At 72.1% G+C, this 18,860-nt stretch carries 15 protein-coding genes; 8 read left to right on the top strand and 7 right to left on the bottom strand.

The features are described from left to right. A partial coding sequence (locus ACZ5C2_RS10210; protein ID WP_468788644.1) for a TetR/AcrR family transcriptional regulator occupies window positions 1-490 on the top strand: 490 nt, incomplete at its 5' end. Window positions 491-885: 395 nt separating this feature from the next. On the opposite strand, the gene ACZ5C2_RS10205 is transcribed toward ACZ5C2_RS10210, so the two are convergent. Both ACZ5C2_RS10205 and ACZ5C2_RS10200 read right to left on the bottom strand, forming a co-directional pair. Continuing rightward, a complete protein-coding gene (locus ACZ5C2_RS10205) occupies window positions 886-1,251 on the bottom strand; it encodes a nuclear transport factor 2 family protein (RefSeq protein WP_468788642.1) in 366 nt (121 codons plus the stop codon). A 120-nt stretch (window positions 1,252-1,371) separates the two neighbouring features. Continuing rightward, a complete protein-coding gene (locus ACZ5C2_RS10200; RefSeq protein ID WP_468788640.1) occupies window positions 1,372-3,126 on the bottom strand; it encodes an ABC transporter ATP-binding protein in 1,755 nt (584 codons plus the stop codon). A gap of 133 nt (window positions 3,127-3,259) precedes the next feature. Here ACZ5C2_RS10200 and ACZ5C2_RS10195 point away from each other — a divergent pair, with 133 nt between their 5' ends. From ACZ5C2_RS10195 to ACZ5C2_RS10180, 4 genes are all read left to right on the top strand, one after another. Further along, on the top strand, window positions 3,260-4,348 hold the full coding sequence (locus ACZ5C2_RS10195) for an S-(hydroxymethyl)mycothiol dehydrogenase (protein ID WP_468788638.1): 1,089 nt from the start codon (window positions 3,260-3,262) through the stop codon (window positions 4,346-4,348). Further along, window positions 4,348-4,977: an MBL fold metallo-hydrolase gene (locus ACZ5C2_RS10190; protein ID WP_468788636.1), complete on the top strand. Its 630-nt coding sequence runs from the start codon at window positions 4,348-4,350 to the stop codon at window positions 4,975-4,977. The genes ACZ5C2_RS10195 and ACZ5C2_RS10190 overlap by 1 nt, the downstream gene beginning before the upstream one ends. Before the next feature lie 100 nt (window positions 4,978-5,077). After that, window positions 5,078-5,992 (top strand): SDR family oxidoreductase, encoded by a 915-nt coding sequence (locus ACZ5C2_RS10185; RefSeq protein WP_468788634.1) that lies wholly within the window; start codon window positions 5,078-5,080, stop codon window positions 5,990-5,992. Between the two features lie 50 nt (window positions 5,993-6,042). Further along, window positions 6,043-6,846, top strand: a complete 804-nt coding sequence (locus ACZ5C2_RS10180) for an SDR family NAD(P)-dependent oxidoreductase (RefSeq protein WP_468788632.1) — start codon at window positions 6,043-6,045, stop codon at window positions 6,844-6,846. A 48-nt stretch (window positions 6,847-6,894) separates the two neighbouring features. Here the strand turns inward: ACZ5C2_RS10180 and ACZ5C2_RS10175 are convergent, their stop codons facing one another. The 5 genes from ACZ5C2_RS10175 to ACZ5C2_RS10155 all read right to left on the bottom strand — a co-directional run bounded on the left by ACZ5C2_RS10175 (window position 6,895) and on the right by ACZ5C2_RS10155 (window position 14,430). Continuing rightward, window positions 6,895-8,292, bottom strand: coding sequence for a pyridoxal phosphate-dependent decarboxylase family protein (locus ACZ5C2_RS10175; RefSeq protein ID WP_468788630.1), 1,398 nt, complete (start codon window positions 8,290-8,292; stop codon window positions 6,895-6,897). Between the two features lie 178 nt (window positions 8,293-8,470). Beyond that, on the bottom strand, window positions 8,471-10,183 hold the full coding sequence (locus tag ACZ5C2_RS10170) for a VanW family protein (RefSeq protein ID WP_468788628.1): 1,713 nt from the start codon (window positions 10,181-10,183) through the stop codon (window positions 8,471-8,473). A gap of 407 nt (window positions 10,184-10,590) precedes the next feature. Next, complete coding sequence (locus ACZ5C2_RS10165; RefSeq protein WP_468788626.1) at window positions 10,591-12,981, bottom strand: glycoside hydrolase family 65 protein; 2,391 nt, start codon at window positions 12,979-12,981, stop codon at window positions 10,591-10,593. A gap of 65 nt (window positions 12,982-13,046) precedes the next feature. Next, a complete protein-coding gene (locus ACZ5C2_RS10160; protein WP_468788624.1) occupies window positions 13,047-13,922 on the bottom strand; it encodes a universal stress protein in 876 nt (291 codons plus the stop codon). A 223-nt stretch (window positions 13,923-14,145) separates the two neighbouring features. Next, a complete protein-coding gene (locus tag ACZ5C2_RS10155) occupies window positions 14,146-14,430 on the bottom strand; it encodes a DUF1876 domain-containing protein (protein WP_468788622.1) in 285 nt (94 codons plus the stop codon). Window positions 14,431-15,260: 830 nt separating this feature from the next. Between ACZ5C2_RS10155 and ACZ5C2_RS10150 the strand changes: the two genes are divergently transcribed. From ACZ5C2_RS10150 to ACZ5C2_RS10140, 3 genes are all read left to right on the top strand, one after another. Next, window positions 15,261-16,742 (top strand): bifunctional aminoglycoside phosphotransferase/ATP-binding protein, encoded by a 1,482-nt coding sequence (locus tag ACZ5C2_RS10150; RefSeq protein ID WP_468789132.1) that lies wholly within the window; start codon window positions 15,261-15,263, stop codon window positions 16,740-16,742. An 87-nt stretch (window positions 16,743-16,829) separates the two neighbouring features. Next, the gene (locus ACZ5C2_RS10145) at window positions 16,830-17,879 is read left to right on the top strand and encodes an alcohol dehydrogenase catalytic domain-containing protein (protein WP_468788620.1); all 1,050 of its coding nucleotides are present in this window, start codon (window positions 16,830-16,832) and stop codon (window positions 17,877-17,879) included. 435 nt (window positions 17,880-18,314) lie between these two features. Next, complete coding sequence (locus tag ACZ5C2_RS10140) at window positions 18,315-18,449, top strand: hypothetical protein (RefSeq protein WP_468788618.1); 135 nt, start codon at window positions 18,315-18,317, stop codon at window positions 18,447-18,449. The last annotated feature ends 411 nt before the right edge of the window (window positions 18,450-18,860 follow it).

Genomic DNA, 18,860 nt, shown 5'->3' with positions numbered 1-18,860 from the left:
CCTTCGTTTCGAGGAGGGTTTCCACATTCTGGAGGATGTGCGGGCCGCACTACCCCTCCGGGTCAACCCCCGGGCCGAGGCGGCGTTCCGGCCCGCCGCGCCCAGGACCGCCGATACCCCGCTCGCGCAACGGGCGGACGCCGTCTTCCGCGCCTATGCCGCCGACGTCACCGGCGATCCGCGCCGGATCCGCATCGCGTTCGTCGAGATCATCGGGGTCAGCCCGCGGCTCGAGGAACAGCGCCTCGCCCGCCGCGCCCAGTGGGTCGAGCTGATCTGCGCGGAGGCGCGGGCCGCCGCCGCACGGGGAGAGGCCGCGTCCCGCGACCACCGCCTCGCCGCGACCGGCTTCATCGGCAGCGTCAACGGCCTGCTCCACGACTGGAGCGCGGGCTGGGTGGAGGCCACCCTGGATGAGGTCGTGGAGGAACTGGTCCGGCAGCTCCTGGGCATCCTGCACCCGCCCGGATGGGCTCCGCCGCCAGGCTGACCGCCCGTCAGCCTGCCGGCTCGGCGGACCCTGCGGCATCGCCCAGGTCAGGGCCGCCTACGTCCCGCCCGGCGTGGTGGCACCCGCCCGGGCGGCACCCGCTCCTCCGCACACGCAGAGAGCCGCGTGACGGCGGCCCCGGGCACGCTCACCGGAGCGATGACGGGCCGCCCGGCGGACAGGGCCACGAGTCCGACGGCCGGGGCGGCTGCGGGCAGGGCACGGCCCAGCAGCCGCTGCCGCAGCAGCGGCCACCGCGGTCTCGTACCGCACGGACCGGCCGCGCCTCCGCCTACGACACAGCCGCCGGCAGGACGTCCCCGCTCGACCCGGACCGCCGACCGGTCGGGCGGGTGAGGTCCTGCGACGGGCCGGTCACCTCCGCGTGCGCGGCTCTACTCGTCCCAGGCCTGGATCAGCGTCTGATCGGTGATCTTGCCGTCCCGCAGGGTGAGCATCGATTCCGAGAGCACCCGCACCCCGTCCGGATACCGGCAGCTCTCGCTGTAGGCGGCCCGATCGCCCTGCACGACGCACGTCTCGAGCTTGTGCGTCATGTCGCGGCTGTAGACGTCGTCGAACATGGCGGCGATCTCGTCCCGGCCATGCAGGACCTTGGGGTGGCTGGGCTGGGTGTTGCGGTCGACGATGCGCAGTTCCGCGTCGTCCGCGTAGAGCGACACCAGCGTCGCCGACGTGTCCGCCTCGATGCCCCTGCGCAGGGTGTCCGTGCCGAAGCCGGACTGTGCCGCGGTTGTCATGATGACTGCCTCCTCCGAGGCCGCGGCCCGGACCTCCGGCAGACCGAGACGGCCTCTCCTACGAGCGTCCTCCCGTCCGGAGGACGGAGCAAGCCAGGACCCGTACGCGCCGGCCGCGCCTCACTCACCGGTCGCCAGGAACTGTGTCGCCGCCAGCTCCGCGTACAGCGGATCGGTGGTCACCAGCTCCCGGTGCGTGCCGACGGCGCGCACCCGCCCCGCGTCCATCACCACGATCCGGTCCGCCGTCGTCACCGTGGACAGCCGGTGTGCGACCACCAGAACCGTCGTCGTACGCGCCACGTCGGCGACGGTGTCCCGCAGCGCCGCCTCGTTCACCGCGTCGAGCTGCGAGGTGGCCTCGTCGAGCAGCAGCAGCCGGGGCCGGCGCAGCAGGGCGCGCGCGATGGCGACCCGCTGACGCTCGCCGCCCGACAGCTTGGTGCCGCGATGTCCGACGAGGGTGTCGAGGCCGTCCGGCAGTGTGGACACCAGACTGTCCAGCCGGGTCGTCTTCAGCACCCGCGTCACTGTGTCGTCGTCCGCCTCGGGACTGCCCAGCAGCAGGTTGTCCCGCAGTGAGCCGGACAGCACCGGCGCGTCCTGCTCGACGTAGCCGATCGCGGCCCGTAGCCGCGGCAGCTCCCAGTCGGCCAGATCCCGGCCGTCGAGGGTGATCACACCGGAGCCGGGGTCGTAGAACCGCTCGATGAGGGAGAAGACGGTGGTCTTGCCCGCACCGGACGGGCCGACGAACGCCGTCATGCCCTGCGCGGGCACGGTGAACGTGACCCCGTGATGGACGTACGGCAGATCGTCGGCGTACCGGAAGCGGACGTCCTCGAAGGTGAGCGAGGCCGGCGCCGTGCCCGGACCGGGCAACTCCGCGGGCCCGGTCACCGGTTCGGCGGGCAGTCGCAGCGCCTCCTGGATCCGGGCGAGGGCGGCGCTGCCCGTCTGGTACTGCGTGACGGCGCCGACGACCTCCTGGATCGGCGACATCAGATAGAACACGAACAGCAGGAACGCCACCAGCGTCCCGATGTCGATGGCGCCCGTCGCCACCCGCGCGCCGCCCACCGCGAGCACCGTGATGAACGCGATCTGCATCGCCAGTCCGGCCGTGTTCCCCGCCGCGGCCGACCACTTGGCGGCGCGCACACTCTGCCGCCACGACTCCCGCGCGGCCTCGTGCAGCGCGCGCTCCTCGCGGGGCTCGGCACCCGACGCCTTCACCGTGCGCAGCGCGCCCAGCACCCGCTCCAGCGAGGCACCCATCACCCCGACCGCGTCCTGCGCCCGCCGGGAGGCCCGGTTGATCCGCGGCACGATCACGCCGAGCACCGTGCCCGCGGCCGCGATGACGCCGAGCGTCACACCCAGCAGCACCGGGTCCACGAAGCCCATCAGCACCACGGTCGCGATCAGCGTGAGCCCGCCGGTGCCGAGACCGACCAGTGAATCGGTGGTCACTTCACGCAGCAGCGTGGTGTCGGAGGTGATGCGGGCCATCAGATCGCCCGGCTCACTGCGGTCCACGGCCGCGATGCGCAGCCGCAGCAGATACGACGACAGCGCGCGCCGCGCCCCGAGCACCACCGACTCCGCGGTGCGCCGCAGTACGTACGAACCCAGCCCGCCCAGCACCGCGTTGGCGACGACCAGGGCCGACATCAGCAGCAGCGGGCCGGTGATGGCCCGGTCGGCCGAGAGGTCGTCGATCAGCTCCCGGGCCACCAGCGGCAGCATCAGCCCCGTCGCGCCGGTCATCAACGAGAGCAGGGCACCGCCCAGCAGCGCCCACCGGTGCGGGCGTACATATCCCAGCAGCACCCGCAAGGCGGGCGGACCGGATTCCTCAGCTGCGATGCTCACATGGCCCCCTCGGTCACGGACGGAGGTTCAGGCTACGTCGAGCGCGCGGACCCGCCGCACGGCGGGCGGCGGCACCGATCATTCCCGCGTAGGGTCGGGGGGACGGACACCGGCCGACGAAGGAGTCAGCACCATGGCCCAGGAAGTACGCGGCGTGATCGCACCCGGCAAGGACGAGCCGGTGCGGATCGAGACGGTCGTCGTACCCGACCCGGGACCCGGCGAGGCGGTCGTGCGGGTCCAGGCCTGCGGGGTGTGCCACACCGATCTGCACTACAAGCAGGGCGGGATCAGCGACGACTTCCCGTTCCTGCTCGGCCACGAGGCCGCCGGCGTCGTGGAGTCGGTCGGCGACGGAGTCAGCGACGTCGCACCCGGCGACTTCGTGATCCTCAACTGGCGTGCGGTGTGCGGGAAGTGCCGCGCCTGTCTGCGGGGCCGCCCCTGGTACTGCTTCGACACCCACAACGCGAAGCAGAGGATGACCCTCGCCTCCACCGGTCAGGAGCTCTCCCCGGCCCTGGGCATCGGCGCCTTCGCCGAGAAGACCCTCGTTGCCGCCGGGCAGTGCACCAAGGTCGACCCCGCCGTCTCCGCGCAGGTCGCCGGGCTGCTCGGCTGTGGCGTGATGGCCGGTATCGGCGCGGCGATCAACACCGGCCAGGTCGGCCGGGGCGACTCGGTCGCCGTCATCGGCTGCGGCGGCGTCGGCGACGCCGCCGTCGCCGGGTCCCGGCTCGCCGGAGCGGCGAAGATCATCGCGGTCGACATCGACGAACGCAAGCTCGACACCGCCCGTTCCATGGGCGCCACCCACACCGTCAACTCCCGCGAGACCGACCCCGTCGAGGCGATCCGCGAACTCACCGGTGGCTTCGGCGCCGACGTCGTCATCGAGGCCGTCGGCCGCCCCGAGACCTATCAGCAGGCCTTCTACGCCCGTGACCTGGCCGGCACGGTCGTCCTGGTCGGCGTACCCACCCCGGAGATGAAACTGGAACTGCCGCTGCTCGACGTCTTCGGCCGCGGCGGCTCCCTCAAGTCCTCCTGGTACGGCGACTGCCTGCCCTCCCGCGACTTCCCGATGCTGATCGACCTGCATCTCCAAGGACGCCTGGACCTGGCCGCCTTCGTCACCGAGACCATCCAACTGGACGAGGTGGAGAAGGCGTTCGAGCGGATGCACCGCGGCGACGTGCTGCGTTCGGTGGTGGTGCTGTGATGGCCGCCCGCATCGAACGACTCGTCACCTCCGGACAGTTCAGCCTCGACGGCGGCACCTGGGACGTCGACAACAACGTGTGGATCGTCGGTGACGACCACGAGGCGATCGTCATCGACGCCGCCCACGACGCCGACGCCATCGCCGAAGCGGTGGGTGACCGCCGCCTGACGGCGATCGTGTGCACCCACGCCCACAACGACCACATCGACGCCGCCCCCGCCCTCGCCGAGCGCACCGGCGCCACCATCTGGCTGCACCCGGACGACCTGGGGCTGTGGAAGCAGACCCACCCCGACCGAGACCCCGACGCCTGGCTGGCCGACAGCCAGGTGATCGAGGCCGCCGGCGCCGACCTCACCGTGCTGCACACCCCGGGGCACGCGCCCGGCGCGGTCTGCCTCCACGACCCGGGCCTCGGAGCCGTGTTCACCGGCGACACCCTCTTCCAGGGCGGTCCCGGTGCCACCGGCCGCTCCTTCTCCCACTTCCCGACGATCATCGACTCGATCCGGGACCGGCTGCTCACCCTCCCGCCCGCGACCAAGGTCCTCACCGGCCACGGCGACCCGACCACCATCGGTGCGGAGGCCCCGCACCTGGAGGAATGGATCGTACGGGGGCACTGAGCGGCCCGCCCGGGTGACCGGCGCGAAAAGGCGACAGAGGATGTCCGGCTTACCCGGCACCCTCGAACCGGCAAGCAGTGCTGGTGACAGGAGGACGGACATGTCGGAGCAGTTGAAGGGCAAGGTCGCGCTGGTGGCCGGGGCGACCCGGGGAGCGGGACGGGGCATCGCCGTGGAGCTGGGCGCGGCGGGCGCCACCGTGTACGTCACGGGCCGCAGCACCCGCGCCCACCGCTCCGAGTACGACCGCCCCGAGACCATCGAGGACACCGCCGACCTGGTCACCGGGGCGGGCGGCAAGGGGATCGCGGTGCCCACCGACCATCTCGATCCGGCACAGGTCCGTGCGCTCGTCGACCGGATCGGGGACGAACAGGGCCGGCTGGACGTCCTCGTCAACGACATCTGGGGCGGCGAGACGCTCTTCGAATGGGACGCGCCCGTCTGGGAGCACGACCTGGACAAGGGCCTGCGCCTGCTCCGCCTCGCCGTCGACACCCATGCGATCACCAGCCATCACGCCCTGCCGCTGCTGCTGCGCAACCCGGGAGGGCTGGTCGTCGAGGTCACCGACGGCACCGCCGAGTACAACCACGACACCTACCGCGTCTCCTTCTTCTACGACCTCGCCAAGTCCTCCGTCCTGCGCATGGCCTTCGCCCTCGGCCACGAACTCGGGCCGCGCGGCGCCACGGCCGTGGCCCTCACCCCCGGCTGGCTGCGCTCGGAGATCATGCTCGAGCACTTCGGGGTGGGGGAGGACAACTGGCGGGACGCCCTCGAAAGCGTGCCCCACTTCGCCATCTCGGAGACCCCGCGCTATGTCGGCCGGGCCGTCACCGCCCTCGCGGCCGACCCGGACGTGGCCCGCTTCAACGGCACCTCCCTCTCCAGCGGCGGCCTCGCCCGGGAGTACGGCTTCTCCGACCTGGACGGCAGCCGCCCGGATGCCTGGCGCTATCTCGTCGAGGTCCAGGACGCGGGCAGGCCGGCCGACGTGACCGGCTACCGCTGATCCCCTCCGGCATCTGCCGCGGTGATCGCCCCGGCGGCTACCGTCACCCCATGACGACGGACACACGGCGTTTCGAGGGATACGGGGTTCTCATCACCGGGGCGGCACGCGGAATCGGCGCGGCCACCGCCCTGCGGTTCGCCGAGGAGGGGGCGCGGGTCCTGGTGGCCGACGCGGACCCGGACGCGGCGGAGGAGACGGCGTCGGCACTGCGGGAACGAAGGCTCGTGGCCGAGGCCTTCGCCTGCGACGTGACCGACCGCGCCATGGTCGAGGCGGCCGTGGCACACGCCGTGAGCACCTTCGGATCGCTCGACGTACTGGTCAACAACGCCGCCCACTGCACACCGGACGCACCCCGTTTCGAGGACGAGCCGGACGAGGAGTGGGCGACGGACCTCGACGTCACCCTCACCGGCGCCTACCGCTGCTGCCGCGCCGCGCTCCCGCACCTCGCCGCCTCCGGCCGGGGCGCCATCGTGAGCGTGGGTTCCGTCAACGGCCTCCAGGACTTCGGCAACCACGCCTACAGCGCGGCCAAGGCGGGTCTCATCTCCCTGACCCGCACCCTCACCGGGCACGCCGCGCCGCGCGGCGTCCGGGTCAACCTCGTCGCACCCGGAACCGTCCGCACCCGCGCCTGGGCCGGCAGGGACGACGACCTCGAGGCGCTCCGGCGTGTGTACCCGCTGGGCCGCGTCGGCGAACCCGAGGACATCGCGGCCGCCGTCACCTTCCTCGCCTCCCGCGACGCGTCCTGGATCACCGGGACCACCCTCGTGGTCGACGGCGGGATCACCGCGGTGAACCAGGGCTTCGACCGGGCGGTGCCCCGGCTGGGAGACCTCCGGTAGGACCGACTGGTGAGGCACCCCGATCCACCCGGTACGGGGGCCTCATCCTCACATCCCGCGTGCGACCGCCGACGCCAGCGCCCCGGCCACCCGCTCCACGTCCTCCTCGGACGTCCGCCAGTTGCTGAACGCCGCCCGCAGCCCCCACACCCCGTCGTACACCGTCGGCGTCACAAACGTCTCACCGGTCGCCGCCACCGCCCGGTCGAAGGCGGCGACCCGCTCCTCGCCCGGATCGTCGGACAGCGTGAAGCAGACGACGTTGAGACGGACCGGGGCCAGCAGTCTCAAGCCGGGGATCCGGGCGACGCGTTCACCGAGCAGCCGGGCCAGCGCCACGTTCCGCTCGACGATCTCGCGGTGCCCGTCCCGCCCGTACGCCATCAGCGAGAACCACGCCGGCAGAGCACGCAGCCGCCGCGAGGTCTCCGGAGTGAGGTGCAGGAAGTCGGGCTCACCGGCGGGCGGACCGAGGTACGCCGCGGCATTGTGGAACACGGCGACCTGGAGATCCCTGCGCCGGGTGAACTGCACGGCCGCGTCATAGGGCACGTTCAGCCACTTGTGCAGGTCGACGCAGACCGAGTCCGCCGCGTCGAGCCCGTCCACCAGATGCGCGTAGGCGGGGGAGAGGGCGGCGAAGCCGCCGAACGCCGCGTCCACGTGCAGCCAGAAGTCGTGCCGCTCCCGCAGCGACGCGACGGCCCGCAGATCGTCGAAGTCCACGGTGTTCACCGTCCCCGCGTTCGCCACCACGACCGCGGGCCGCCCGCCCAGCTCCGTCAGTGCCCCGTCCAGCGCCTCCACGTCGACGGCCTCCCGGTTCCCCGGCAGCACGGGCACCCGCCGCAGCCGCCCCCTGCCGAGCCCCAGGATCGACAGCGCCTTGCCGATGGTGGAGTGCGCACAGCCCGACAGGACGTCCACCGGACCCAGCGCGGCCACCCCGTCCCGCGCCACATCCACCCCCAGACGCTCGCCCAGCCACTCCCGGGCCACGGCCAGCCCCACCGTGTTGGACATCGTGGCGCCGGTCACGAACGCCCCGCCGAACTCCTCGCCCAGCCCGAACAGTTCCCGCAGCCAGCCCACCGTCTCCCGCTCCAGGGCCGCCGCCCAGGAACCGACGGCCGCGCAGCCGTTCTGGTCGTACGCGGAGGTGAGCCAGTCCCCGGCCACCGCGGCGGGTGTCGCACCGCCCGTGACGAAGCCGAGGTAGCGCGGTCCCGCCGAGCCGGAGAAGCCGGGCGACCACCGCTCGGTGAACCGGGCCAGTGCCTCCTCGCCACCGACGCCGTCGACCGGGAGCGGGTCCGGAGCCGGTGCCGGGCCGAGGCGTGCCACGGGCCGCTCGGACAGCCCCTCCGCCTCCCGCACGGCGGTATCACGCACACTCTGCAGAAGCTCGGGAAGCCGGGCCAGATCACCGGCGAGTACGCGGTCCATGGCACCGAGCCTAGGCCGCACCCGGGCCGCACCCACCCGGCCACCGCGCGGCACGTGGAACGGCCGTCGCGCTCCGCGGCCGAACGCCACCGCTCGGTCGCGGGGGCCGGTGCGAGACCATGGAGCTGCCCTCTCGCGTCGTGAGAGCCACCCGGGGGACCAGCCGCGGGTCGCGTCCTCAGGACTGAGGCGTGCTCGGCGCCTCTTCGCAGGTGATCTCGTTCCGCGGGGCGTAGCGCGTGCGGAACGGTTCCCGCCTCACTTCCCGGCCGTCGTCATGGAAGACCCGCTCGACGGTGACGTCGAAACCTTCGAGCGGGGTCTGCGGAACGCACTGCTCAGCGGTGCTCACCTTCTTCGCCGGCTGCCGCACATCGGTGCGCGGCCCCTTGACCGACGTGATCGCGTCGTACTTCTTCGTGCCGAGGAAGGTGACGGTCACCGAGGTGTCGGTCGATTCGGCCTGGATGTAGACGGCCTTGCCGGAGTCGTTGGTGAACCTCAGGTCGAGGCTGCCCCAGGCGACCGTGGCCTCGCGGCCCTCGGGATAGCGCTCGATGTAGAAGGAGTGGGCGCCGTACTCGACGGGCTTGACGCCTGCGAAGAACATCGCGTTGAAGACGGTCGTGGCCACGGCGGAGACACCGCCGCCGGGCGCCTTGGTGTACTGGTCGTCGTAGATCATGACACCGTCGACGAAACCGTTGGCCTCGGTGCGCTCGCCGACGGTCCGGTTGAAACTCCAGGTCTCGCCCGGCATGACGACCGAGCCGTTGATGAGTTCCACGGCCCGGCCGACGTTCGTCGTGCGGTAGGCGGCGGGTTCGAAGTCGACGGTGAAGGAGGACAACTTCTCGGTCAGCCCCAGGCGCGCCGCGTTCTCGCGGGTCACCTCCGGCTGCGTCTGCTGCGTGGTCACCTCGCCGGTGCGGGCGGCGCCCGACTTGGTGAGCAGCGGCAGGACGGCCTTGCCCAGGGCTTTGTCGGTGACCTCCACGCGGGGCCTGGCGTCGGCGGTGACCACGGCCTTGTCGCCGTCGAGCCCCAGCCGGGCGTTCCTGGGCGTGTCAGGCAGCCCGTTGAGGGCGCCGGCCACTTCGGGCGCGGCACGAAGGCTTTTGCTGTCGAGTTCGGGTGTGAGCCTGCCGGTGTCGTCCGGTCGCAGGGTCAGGTGCTCGCCCAGCACGGCCGGCGTGATCGTGAACCGCTTGCCGCCCGCGGTGAGGGTGACCGGCGCCGACATCGCCGGCCGAGCGAACGTACGCACCGCCCGCCGTACCTCTTCCGCCGAGACCTTCGGCCTGCTCTCGTGAGCGGGGAGCACGGTGAGCGAGTCGTCCGCGCCGCGCAGGAAGGGTGCGCGCAGGGAGCCGATCGCGGCGTCCACGTCCAACGTGTACCCGGTACGCGGGGCGATCTGCTCGACGCGGCCGCCGTCGAAGGAGACGGCGCCGTCGCGGACCTTCGTATTGAGGGTCTTCGTCAGCTTCCCGAGGGCGGCACGGGCCTTGTCCTCGTCGACCCGCACGACCGGTTCGATGTCACCGCCCGAGCGGAACAGCCCTCCGATCACGCCGATCGGATCGGCGCCGGTGGACGCGGCCCGGTCGAGGGTTTCCCGGAGGTCGAAGGAGAGCCCCGCCTGCCGGGGATCGACCGCACCCCTGCGGTCGCCGACCTTCACCGCCAGCTTCCGCGGGCCGTCCGCCACCAGGTGCCGCTCCAGCTTCCGCGTGGCCTCCTCGCGGGTCAGACCCCCGATGTCCACGCCGCGCACCGTGGTGCCCGTCTCGATCTCGCCGCCGGTGAGCAGCAGCCCGGCGAGGTACAGACCGCCGATGCCGACGGTCAGCGCACCGCCCGCCAGGGCGACGGGCGGGAGAGAAGCCATCCGGGGGATGAGGGGTATTCGAGGGCGCATCGGTCTCCTGGACGATCGGTGTGACATGCACCCGATGTTCGCGACGTTGTGTGGGGGAGCAGTCAGCCAAGCTACACGCCACCAGGAGTCAAAAGGTATATCTCAGGTCACACCGGACGTTGTGGATCACCAGTGGCGTGATCGACGAGCGGAACGACACCCGGTACCCCCGGACCTCCTCGGCGAACGGGCGACCACGTTGGGCCGGCCCGGCCTGACGCCGGTTGTTCGGGGGACGAGACGGGCGGCGAGGACGGCGTCGTCCTCGAAGACGCCGCGGCGCCGGTCGTCGAGGGGTACGGCTGGGCGGCACCGGATCTCAGCCTCGGGAAGTCGCCGTCCTCACCCAGCGGAAATTCCGCTCGTCGGCATGAGGGTCATCGAAGCGGCAGCGTGCGCGTCTCTCCCGGTGCCAGTGAGACGGTCCGGCCGGCGAGCACCACGAGGACCGGTGCTTCCTCCGAATCGGGCAGGCTGATCCGCAACTGCCCGCTCTGCATCTGTACCCCGATGCCCCAGTGCCCGCGATGGTGCAGCGAGAATCCGTACTCGGACAGCGCCGGGAGCGGCACCGGATCCAGCCACAGGGCGTCCTCGCGGGTCTCCAGCCCCGTCAGACCCCGCTGGACCAGGTCGAGGGTCCCCGCCATGGCGCCGAGGTGGATGCCCTCGCCGGTCGTGCCGCCCTGGACATCGGCGACGTCCGACTCGAGGGCCTCGTGGAAGTACTGCCACGCCTCGGCCCGCCGGACCCGGGCGAGCACCCAGGCGTGCACCAGTTCGCTGAGGGTGGAGCCGTGGCTGGTACGCCGCAGGTAGTAGTCGACGGTCCGGCGCCAGATCCCGTCGTCCATCGGGTATCCCAGGCGCCTGAACAACGACTGGAGCTCCGCAGGCGAGAACAGATAGCCCAGCATGAGCGCGTCGGCCTGCTTGGACGCCATGTACCGGTTGACGCTGTCGCCCTCGGCCTCCAGGATCCGGTCCAGGCGCCGGATGCTGTCGTACCGCGTACGGTAGGCGTCCCAGTCCAGCTCGGTCAGGTCGCCGTAGCCCTCGAACTGGCTGATGACCCCCTGGTGATACGGCACGTAGAGTCGCCGGGAGACCACCTCCCACCTGGGGATCTCGTCGCCGTCCAGGCCCACACGCCGGAACAGGTCCTCCCTGCGCCACGTGGGCAGCCGCCGCACCAGGTCCAGGGTGCGGGCGAGGACCCAGGCGGCGGTGACATTCGTGTACGTGTTGTCGTCCAGTCCTGGCCGGCCGGCGTCCGGGTAGGCGTCGTGGTACTCGTCGGGGCCCACCACGCCGCGGATCCGGTAGCGGCCCGAGCCGGGTTCGAGGACCGCGCGGTCCGCCCAGAAGCGGGCGATCTGCAGCAGCATCTCCGCGCCCTTGGTGTACAGGAACTCGGTGTCGCCGGTGGCCTGGCAGTACCGCCACACGTTGTACGCGATCGCCGAACCGACGTGGTGCTGGAGCCGCGAGTGGTCACGCAGCCATCGCCCCGAGCGCGGGTTCAGATGCCACTCCTGGGTTTCCTCACGGCCGTCACTGCCGCTCTGCCACGGATACATCGCCCCCGCCCGGCCGACGGCGGCGGCCGCCCGGCACGCCTGCGGCAGGCGTCGGTACCGGTAGGTCAGCAGTGCGCGGGAGACTTCCGGACAGTGCAGGTTCAGATAGGGCAGGACGAACAACTCGTCCCAGAAGACGTGGCCGCGGTAGGCCTCGCCGTGCAGCCCCCGGGCCGGCACGCCCACGTCCAGGTCGGTGGTGTGCGGTGACAGCGTCTGCAGTACATGGAACAGATGCAGGCGCATGACACGGCCGGCCACGCCCGGTACGTGCAGCTCCGCGCGCCGCCACAGCTCCTCCCATGCGGCGGTGTGGGAGCCCAGGAGGGTAGGGAAGTCCGGGGCCGCGGTCACCCGGTCGACGGCCGCCTCGAGCGGGTTGGCGATCGCGGTGTCACGTGAGGTGTGCAGCGCCACGGTCTTCTCGATGCCGATGGCCCGGCCGGGAACGACGGGGAGCACCAGGCGGTGCACGGCACGCTGCCGGGCAGGCCGCAGTTCCGTCGAGCCGGGTGGCTGCCCGGTGACGACGGTCCGGGCCGCCATGGCGATCGCGATGTCCGAGGTGCTGGTACGGCAGTGCAGCCACACCGTGCCGGGCTCCTCCGTCCCCGTGTGAACGCGCGTCAGGTGACGGCGCTCGAGGGACCGGTAACGGTGTACGTTGCCGTTGATCACGCCGCCGTCGAGGGCGGACTCGATCTCGACCTCGCCCGACCAGTCCTCGGCCGTGAACACGGTGCGCAGCGCGGCCAGATGGGGGTCCCCCATATGAACGATGCGGATCTGCTCGACACGCAGCACACCCGCGTCGTCCCGGTAGTGGAACGTACGGGTCAGCGTGGCGCGGCGCAGGTCGAGGAGGTGGCGGTGGTGGTGGAGGACGCGGGTGTCCGGGGAGAACCACGGTCCCCACGCCCCGCCGTCGGGGCGGCAGCGGAACCGCAGGGGCAGCCAGTTCGGGAGGTTGACCAGGTCCTCGTTCACCACCTGCCGTCCCACGACCCGCGACACCAGACGGTTGTAGCAGCCGGCCGCATAGGTTCCCGGGTAGTGCACCAGCCCCGCCCGGCTCTCCGGGACCGCACCGCGGGTGGCGAAGTAGCCGTTGCCGAGCGTGCACAGCGATTCGCGCAACCGCTCGGCGGCGGGGTCGTACCCCTCGAACTCCCATGTCCATTCCGACATCAGCGGCTCTTGCCCCTCTCCCCGCGCGCCGGGCACCGGCGTGCGGCCGGCCCGAGCGACGGTGTTCAGGCCCGCCGGGGAACGACGGCGACCGGGCACGCGGAGTGATGCAGTAGGGCGTGCGCGACACGGCCGATCTGCAGACCGAAGTGTCCGTGGCGGCGCAGAGCGCCGACGACGACCAGGTCGGCCTCGGCCGTCGCGTCCAGCAGGACCCGGTGGGCGGGACCTTCGACCGGCCTGCGGTGCACCTCGACGTCGGGGTGCTCCCGCATGACCCCGTCCAGCGCTTCGGTGAGGCCGGTCGCGGCGTGCTCATCGAGGGCGCCGGCGGCGCGGTCGGCGATGAGGGGGTGGTCCACGTGCTCGTGGGCCGGGCGGCGCCAGGCCCGCACGGCGTCGAGGGCCGAACCGCGCGTCTCGGCCTCGCGGAAGGCGAACCGCACGGCACCCAGGCTCGTGGCCGGGTCGCCCACCCCGACCACGAGCCGTCCGAAGAGGCCCTGTCGGTTCTGTTCGGAGCCACGGACCACGATGACCGGGCACACAGCACGGGACGCCACGGTGAGGCCGACCGATCCGAGCAGGAGCCCGGTCATTCCGCCACGGCCGCGCGAGCCCACGACCAGGGCGTACGCCTCACGCCCCGCGGCCAGCAGTGCGGAGCCGGCATCGTCGGGCACCACATCGCCCGTCACCTTCACCTCCGGATGGCGCAGCCGGGCACGTTCGATGCCGGACGCGACGATGTGCTCCGCCATGACCCTTTCAGCGGGGCGATCGGTGCCGAGGGAAGGGCGAGCCGCCTCGTAACGCTCCCATAGGGAGGCGTGGACCAGACGCACCGGAGCCCCGTGGCGTGCCGCTTCGTCCGTCGCCCAGTCCAGGGCCTGAAGGCTGGAATCCGATCCGTCGACGCCCACGACCAGCGGAAGTTCCATGGTCCCCTCATCTCTCTTCACAGTCACTGACAGACCATCTGTCCATACCGTCGCACTGCCCGGGACCCGCCGCGACACACGGGGTCCCTTCCCGGGCGGAGCCGGCCGTTCGTGTTCGGAGGCCACGCGTCGGCCCATGTCGCCGGGGTCGAACGCCGGTGAGTCGGGGCCACGCCGTGCATGACGCCCTTCTCCGCCATCCGGCCGGGGAGCGAACAGCCGGTCACATCGGCCATCCGACGGCCGGACCGGTGTCCGCCCGGGGCGCGCCCATGCCTTCGACGTCGTGTTCGGCGATGTCCAGTAGTTGCCGGGCCAGATCCTGCAGGGCCCTGCCCGCGGCCAGTTCGTCACCGATCTCCGGCACATCCGTGTCCGCGGGATTGCGGTGGGCGGTCCCGTGACCGGTGAGCACCGTGGTCCCGGTGTCGATCACCGTGCGGGCCTTCGTGGTTCCCTCCTCCTCGAAGAGGTAGAGGCGAGTCTTCCATTCCAGGGTGTGCGACATTGTTTTTCTCCTCAGCTAGGGACGGGTCCGGGCGCCCTCGTCAGCCGTGCCCGCGCCGCGGAGCTCCGCTACCGGGCGTCCGGCACGAGGACGATCATCGACACCCGGCGTACCCGGGACTCGATCCGGTCCGACGCACGGGTCAGCGGTTCGGGCCCTTGGACGCGTGCTCCCCCGCGCGGTGGCAGCGGGCCGGATGCGAGGTGGGTGCCGGGTACCCATCGTCGGGGCCTCCAGCGGATGGCTGGCTGCTTCTCTTCTCACCGTCGAACGGAGAAGGGCCCCCGGTCACTGGGCCGAAGGTCCCCGACCACCGGGGGGAGCAGCGCAGTCATCCCTCGTCCCTGGCCGGATGCCCGCCTTCGGGCTCCGCCCCGCACTGGTCCGGGATGCGCGGCGAAAGAGTTTGCGGTAACTCTCGAATGAGCGGCGGGCACCGTGCGATGTGCCCATGTTTCCGGATCGGCGAACCCGGTCACCGCCATGTCCAGCCTCTTACGAGACGGAGCCAGGCGCATGGAGCCAGTGATCACCGTTGGCCTCGACGGCCCACCCGAGAGCCCTGCCGCTGCCCGTCGGGCCGCGCACGAGGGCGGGAAGACCACTCGGCGACATCGGCCTGTCCACCGCGATACGGGCCGGGCTGCCGCCGGTGGTACCGGTCCCCGCCGAACCCCGCGCGGCAGCACGGCCGGCGAGACCGTGGGGGGACGGGCGGCGTCGTGGTCGTGAAGCCGCACGGCCCCGGTGATGACGATCTGCGCGACGCGTCCGTACCTCGGTCGGGTTCCGGTTCCTGCCCCGACGGCGTGACGTTTCCGCGCGCGGAGCTGCACGAGACGCACACCGCGATCGTGCTCCTCTTCGGCGACCACGCGTACAAAATCAAGAAACCGGTCGATCTGAAGTTTCTGGACTACACCACCCAGGCGGCACGCCGCGCCGCCTGCGAACAGGAGGTGGCCCTCAACCGCCGCTTCGCGGCGGACGTCTACCTGGGCCTGGGGGAGATCCGCCTGCCGCACACGGACGCGGCCGAACCGCTCGTCGTGATGCGCCGCATGCCGGCGGACCGCCGACTGTCACGGCTGCTGCGAGAGGGAGCCGCCGTGGACGAGGTCCTGCGGTCCGTGGCCAGGCAGCTCGCCGCTCGCCACGCGGACGCGCGCCGCAGCCCGGACGTGGACGTGGACGGAACCCGCGACGCGCTGTCATCGAGGTGGGAAGCGAGTTTCGCGCAGGTCCGCGCGCTGGCCGGCGAGATCCCCCTGCCCGACGGCATCGACGAGGTCGAGCGGCTGGTGCGCCGTTACCTCGCCGGCCGCGAGCAGCTGTTCGAAACCCGGATCCGCGAGGGACGGATCGTCGACGGCCACGGTGACCTGCTGGCCGAGGACGTCTTCTGTCTCGACGACGGCCCCCGCATCCTGGACTGCCTCGAGTTCGACGACCGCCTTCGCCACGTCGACGGCCTCGACGACGCCGCTTTCCTCGCCATGGACCTGGAACTGCTCGGCGCCCCGGAATCCGCCGCCCACTTCCTCGCCCGGTACAGCGAGTACTCCGGTGATCCCGCGCCTCCCTCCCTGTGGCACCACTACGTGGCCTATCGGGCGTTCGTCCGCGCCAAGGTCTCCCTGATCCAGTCCCGCCAGGGTGCGGCCGACGCGGAGGCGGCGTCCCGGCGGCTCGTCGCGGCGACACTGCGACACCTCCGCACCTCCGCCGTCGGTCTGACGCTGGTGGGCGGGCTGCCGGGCAGCGGGAAGTCCACGCTCGCCGGAGCGCTGGCCGACCGCCTGGGCGTGACCCTGCTCAGCAGTGATCGCCTCCGCAAGGAACTGGCAGGCATTCCGGCGGAGCAGCCCGCGGCGGCCCGCTACGGCGAAGGCCTGTACACGCCGGAGTGGAGCGCCCGGACGTACGCCGCCCTGCTCGACCGTGCGTCCGCGTTGTTGTCCTCCGGCGAATCCGTCGTCCTGGACGCCACCTGGTCCGACGCGGGACAACGCGAAGCGGCCGAGCGCACGGCCGAACGCACCGGCGCCGATCTGGTGGCCCTGCACTGCCGGGTCCCCGGCGAGGTGTCGCAGGCCCGCCTCGCCGCTCGAGCCCCGGAGGCATCGGTGTCCGATGCCGGCATCGCCGTCGCCACCGCCATGGCTGCCGAGGCATCACCGTGGCCCGAGGCCGTGACGGTCGACACCGGCGGCCCTCTGGAAGCCGCGGTCGTCCGGGCACTGTCAGCCCTGCGTCCGTGGGGCACCAGTCAGGCTCCGGTCTTCCGCCGCCCCTACATGCGGCCGGACTGACGGGCGCGGACCGGTGCGGGCTCCGTCGTGTTGCCGGGGAGTCCGGTGAGGGCGACGGTGGACAGGACGACGAGCGAGGGAGCGGCCATGCGCGGACTCGCCTACCACGGCCCCGCACGGGCATCGTGGGACACGGTCCCGGATCCCGTGATCGAGGAGGACACCGACGCGATCGTGCGCGTCGATGCGACCACCGTCTGCGGAAGTGATCTGCACATCCGGCGGGGCGACCTTCCCGAGGTGAAGCCGGGGACGGTGCTGGGCCACGAGGCCGTCGGCGAAGTGGTGGAGGTCGGCAGGGGGGTGCACATCCGGCGTCCCGGACACCAGGTGATCGTGTCGTCCGTGTCGGCCTGCGGAGACTGCCCACCCTGCCGCGACGCCATGTACGGACAGTGCCGGGGCGGCGGCGGATGGATCCTGGGCCGGGAGATCCACGGGACGCAGGCCGAGTTCGTCCGCGTCCCCTTCGCCGACTCCTCCACGCACCGCCGTCCTCCGTACCTGCCGCTCGACGAGGCGGTTCTGCTCGCCGAGCTTCTCCCCACGGCCTACGAGGTCGGCGTGCGCAACGGGCATGTGAGCCCGGGGGACACCGTTGTCGTGGTGGGCGCCGGGCCCGTGGGCCTGGCCGCCGTCCTCATCGCCCGTCTCTACCTGCCCCGGCGGATCATCGCGGTGGATCTGTCCACGTCACGGCTGGCATCCGCGACCCGCATGGGCGCCGATGCCGCGGAACTCCCCGGACGGATGGTCGCCGACGTGTCCGAGGGGCCCGGCGCCGACGTCGTCATCGAGGCCGCGGGCGATCCGGACAGCTTCGTCCTGGCGACCCGCGTGGTGCGCGCGGGAGGACACATCGCCAACATCGGCATGCACGGCAGACCCGCCGCCCTGCATCTCGAGACACTGTGGTGCAAGAACCTGATGATCAGCACCGGTCAGGTCGACACCTCGTCCACGCCGTGGCTGCTCGACCTGCTGGCCTACGGGCGCCTCACGGTGTCCCCGCTCGTCACCCACAGGTTCCGCCTGGAGCGCATGGAGGACGCCTACGAGGTCTTCGCGCAGGGACCGGACACCGGTGCCCTGAAAGTCGTACTGCACCGCGAGTTGCCGGAACCGGCCGCCCGGTAGCCGGTCCTCGGTCCACGCCGGCGCGACGATCCGCCCACGACCCGCCCTCATGCCACATCGGCGATGGTCCAGCCCTCGCGCGGCACGGGCCGGACGTCGGCCCGGTGGCACGGCGGCCGGCCGGTGGCTCCGCCGACGCTCGGGCTCCGGAGCTCTTGGACTCCCACGGCACACACGGGCTGAACCGGACTCCGTACAGGGCCGATCGGCCCTGTGCTCACCTCACCGCGCCTGGCTACCGTGGTCCCGCATCGGCTTCCGTCACTGTCCTTCCCCCGTGGGGCAGCGCCGGGAGCCGATCGCGTCCCGCCCCTCGCCCAAGTCGGTTCCCCCTGCCCGTACCCGCGGCGACACCTCCGAGTCCGGTACGGCGAGCTCCGGCCGCCGACGGACGTGGCGCCGGCCGGCCGGTCCACCGGGTCGGTGGTGAGGAGGATGTCTGCGGCCTCGGAGGACGCGGTGGAACCCCCGCGCCCCCATCGCCGTGCCGACGTCAGCGGCAGCGTCGCTCACGCCGTCGCCGACCACGACGGCATGGCCGCGTTCCTCGCGGACCCCGGGCCCCTTTGAACCGACGACCAGCGGACCAGCCACCATGGCTCCCGCGTCCGGAGCGCTCCCAACTCCCCCTCGGGCTCACCCCGGCGGCGGCCGGGTGCCATGGGAGCCGCGACCGCTGCCGACGGCGCACGCTCACGCGCTTCGGGACCAGCAGGACGCCGGCCTGCAGGACGCGGCACCGCCGGCTTCGCCAGGGCCTTCCGTGCCGCATGGCTCCTCCTGGTCGCCGAGCGCCGTCCCGAGCCGTCCGGGCCGCCGAGGACGCCGGACGAGGACGCCGGACGAGGACCTCCGCGCGCCGCCGCCACCGGTTCCTCCGCCGGTGCCGGAGCCGTCCGCGTGCTGCCCGGCGGAGTGCACCGCACCTCACCTCCTCGTCCTCACACCGTGAAAGGGGGTGACAGCCTTATCGGCGAGGTG

It is taken from the genome of Streptomyces sp. NPDC031365, from assembly GCF_055569765.1.
This window is presented reverse-complemented; position numbering and strand designations above follow the sequence as displayed.

Bases quoted from the DNA above. Each gene is read 5' to 3' on its own strand.
- ACZ5C2_RS10195 (WP_468788638.1), top strand. From the start codon at position 3,260: ATGGCCCAGGAAGTACGCGGCGTGATCGCACCCGGCAAGGACGAGCCG.
- ACZ5C2_RS10185 (WP_468788634.1), top strand. From the start codon at position 5,078: ATGTCGGAGCAGTTGAAGGGCAAGGTCGCGCTGGTGGCCGGGGCGACC.
- ACZ5C2_RS10170 (WP_468788628.1), bottom strand. From the start codon at position 10,183: ATGGCTTCTCTCCCGCCCGTCGCCCTGGCGGGCGGTGCGCTGACCGTC.
- ACZ5C2_RS10175 (WP_468788630.1), bottom strand. From the start codon at position 8,292: ATGGACCGCGTACTCGCCGGTGATCTGGCCCGGCTTCCCGAGCTTCTG.
- ACZ5C2_RS10180 (WP_468788632.1), top strand. From the start codon at position 6,043: ATGACGACGGACACACGGCGTTTCGAGGGATACGGGGTTCTCATCACC.
- ACZ5C2_RS10205 (WP_468788642.1), bottom strand. From the start codon at position 1,251: ATGACAACCGCGGCACAGTCCGGCTTCGGCACGGACACCCTGCGCAGG.
- ACZ5C2_RS10165 (WP_468788626.1), bottom strand. From the start codon at position 12,981: ATGTCGGAATGGACATGGGAGTTCGAGGGGTACGACCCCGCCGCCGAG.
- ACZ5C2_RS10160 (WP_468788624.1), bottom strand. From the start codon at position 13,922: ATGGAACTTCCGCTGGTCGTGGGCGTCGACGGATCGGATTCCAGCCTT.
- ACZ5C2_RS10155 (WP_468788622.1), bottom strand. From the start codon at position 14,430: ATGTCGCACACCCTGGAATGGAAGACTCGCCTCTACCTCTTCGAGGAG.
- ACZ5C2_RS10145 (WP_468788620.1), top strand. From the start codon at position 16,830: ATGCGCGGACTCGCCTACCACGGCCCCGCACGGGCATCGTGGGACACG.
- ACZ5C2_RS10190 (WP_468788636.1), top strand. From the start codon at position 4,348: ATGGCCGCCCGCATCGAACGACTCGTCACCTCCGGACAGTTCAGCCTC.
- ACZ5C2_RS10140 (WP_468788618.1), top strand. From the start codon at position 18,315: ATGTCTGCGGCCTCGGAGGACGCGGTGGAACCCCCGCGCCCCCATCGC.